General features: G+C 62.0%; 2 protein-coding genes and 5 tRNA genes. 1 reads left to right on the top strand and 6 read right to left on the bottom strand.

What is annotated here, in order from left to right; all coding sequences use genetic code 11:
* The coding region (gene zapE / locus AC1DBQ_RS22990) for an AFG1/ZapE family ATPase (protein WP_476930703.1) at positions 1 to 480 on the top strand (480 nt) is incomplete at its 5' end.
* A 203-nt stretch (positions 481 to 683) separates the two neighbouring features.
* On the opposite strand, the gene AC1DBQ_RS22985 is transcribed toward zapE, so the two are convergent.
* From AC1DBQ_RS22985 to AC1DBQ_RS22960, 6 genes are all read right to left on the bottom strand, one after another.
* Complete coding sequence (locus tag AC1DBQ_RS22985) at positions 684 to 953, bottom strand: antitoxin (RefSeq protein WP_476930702.1); 270 nt, start codon at positions 951 to 953, stop codon at positions 684 to 686.
* 226 nt (positions 954 to 1,179) lie between these two features.
* Positions 1,180 to 1,254, bottom strand: a tRNA-Val gene (locus AC1DBQ_RS22980).
* A gap of 49 nt (positions 1,255 to 1,303) precedes the next feature.
* Positions 1,304 to 1,376, bottom strand: a tRNA-Gly gene (locus AC1DBQ_RS22975).
* A gap of 58 nt (positions 1,377 to 1,434) precedes the next feature.
* Positions 1,435 to 1,509: transfer RNA gene (locus AC1DBQ_RS22970), tRNA-Val, on the bottom strand.
* Between the two features lie 39 nt (positions 1,510 to 1,548).
* Positions 1,549 to 1,619, bottom strand: a tRNA-Cys gene (locus tag AC1DBQ_RS22965).
* 46 nt (positions 1,620 to 1,665) lie between these two features.
* Positions 1,666 to 1,738, bottom strand: a tRNA-Gly gene (locus AC1DBQ_RS22960).
* Positions 1,739 to 2,317 lie beyond the last annotated feature (579 nt).

The following is a 2,317-nucleotide window of genomic DNA, read 5'->3' as shown; positions in this document are numbered from 1 at the left end:
GTCGACTTCCAGCGCGAAATCCAGGTGCTGGCAGACCAGTTCGACGTCGTAAGAATCGACGGCGAGGACTTCCGCCACCGCGGCTTGCCGGCAGCGCCCGCTCCGCTGCGCAATGATGACCTGACCCACCACATGCAGGCCGAATTCGACGGCAAGACCGTGGCCCGGGACGAGTTCAGCACCCTGATCAACCACCTGGCCGGCGTGCACCCGAGCCGCTACCGCCAGTTGCTGGACGGGATCGAAGGCGTCGTGTGGAAGAACGTGCACACGATCACCGAGCAAGCCGTGGCCCTGCGGTTCGTGGTGCTGGCGGACCGGCTGTACGACAAGGACGTGCCCATCCTGGCCAGCGGCGTGCCGTTCGACAAGCTCTTCACTGAGGAAATGATGACCGGCGGGTACATGAAGAAGTACTTCCGCGCCGTTTCCCGGCTTACCGCGCTTGCCCGTGAGGGCCAGAACCACGAACCGTCCTAGGCCTGACTAGGCGTGGGCGCTGTTCGGCCTGGGCCGGGATCGTCTCGAGTCTGAACCGTCCGCAGACGGAACGCGGCGACGTGATGACACTCCGACGTCGAACCCCCAAGGTGAACCCCTCCACGCTTCATTCGGCGTCGTTAAACGCCGAAGGTGCCGGCGCCGCCTCTCGGCGGGACCGACACCTCGCTGACGTACCTGGGTCAGAGGCCCTGCTGCCGGGTTTCCCCGGCTACAGGAGGCTCGTCCGCGACGAGGGGCCGCTCGACGACGGGGGCCGTGGTCGGCCTGTCGTCTGCTTGATCCACGAAGTCGGAAGCACCCTTCTGCGCTGCATCGACCTTGTCGGCGTACTTGCCGTCGGTCTTCGAGTCGACGAAATCGCCGGCCTTTTCGATGCCGTCCTTGATGGCCTGTTCGTTGCCACCAATGACTTGCTGAGCCTTGCCCTTCAGATCGTCAAGTAAACCCACGGGCACCTCCCTTCGGTCGCGGAGCCAGATCGCTCCTCCGGCTTCCGATACTAACGGCCTGTCCGGTTCATGCCAAGAGCCGGCCCGTTCTCGGAGGACTCCTGTCAAGGGCCTTGTGGCCCGGTCCGGCAGGGCCCGCCCAGATCAACGCCCGATAACGACGATCCAGCTAACTTCCAGGACGCCATGAGGGCATGAAAAAAGCAGCTCCAGAGGAGCTGCTTGATGGTGGGCGATACTGGGATCGAACCAGTGACCTCTTCCGTGTCAGGGAAGCGCGCTACCGCTGCGCCAATCGCCCGCAACCGGAAGAATCCGGAGTGGATTTGTGTCAATCATTTACACAAGAGAGCGGACGACGAGATTCGAACTCGCGACATCCACCTTGGCAAGGTGGTGCTCTACCAGCTGAGCTACGTCCGCAATATGAAGTCCATGCCGGCTTGGCCGGTGGTACTGCATCAAGCAAGTTACCTTGCTTTGGTGGGCGATACTGGGATCGAACCAGTGACCTCTTCCGTGTCAGGGAAGCGCGCTACCGMTGCGCCAATCGCCCATTTCATCCGGCCTAAACCGGAAACCATGGTTTTCACCGAGGTGGGTACGGGATTCGAACCCGTGTATACGGCTTTGCAGGCCGCTGCCTCGCCTCTCGGCCAACCCACCGTGTAAGCAGGATTCCGAAGAACCTTTGCCGTGACAGTGTCCTGCGAGCGGACGACGAGATTCGAACTCGCGACATCCAMCTTGGCAAGGTGGTGCTCTACCAGCTGAGCTACGTCCGCATTATTGGGGTGCATTTCCTTGCCGCATTCGGCATTTCCTCGCGTTCCAACGAGTAAGAACTCTATAGGAGGTTCCGGGAATCTACAAATCGAGGCCCGATGGCCTCGACTCAATGGCMCTACTTCCTTGATTTCTAGGGGATTTTTCGAATTACAGGGCTGTAATTAGCTTCGCAGGATGCCGTGGCGGCGATGGAAGGCGGTCAACCGTTTGGGCTCGGGCTTGGGCTMGGAGTCTCCKGGTTGGGAAATTGGGTGGGCGGCTTCGTGCTCGTGCGGGACTCCGTCCCCGGGATCAAGGTGCAGAGTCCCAGGGTCTAGGGCGACCCGGTGTGCGGAATTCCAGGGTGTAGGGGGACCCGGCGYCCGGGGCYCGGGCTGGTAAGGCGACKCCGCAGTCGGGGAGTAAAGGCTCGCCTGCGCTGGTGACTCGTTGCTGGGAGCCGGGTGAKGTGCTGCTCGCACGGGCGGTGTTCTGKCGTAGTGGCCGACCGTTGGTGCACTTCGCGTTACCTTTTCCGCGAAGGGGCTGGTGCGAGTTATTTCGCACCGGACTGGTGCGAGCGACAGGTGTGACCC

It is taken from the genome of Arthrobacter sp. 10T413_2, from assembly GCF_056394205.1.
Note: the sequence above shows the minus strand (reverse complement) of the source record. Positions and strands in the feature narration are given on the sequence as shown.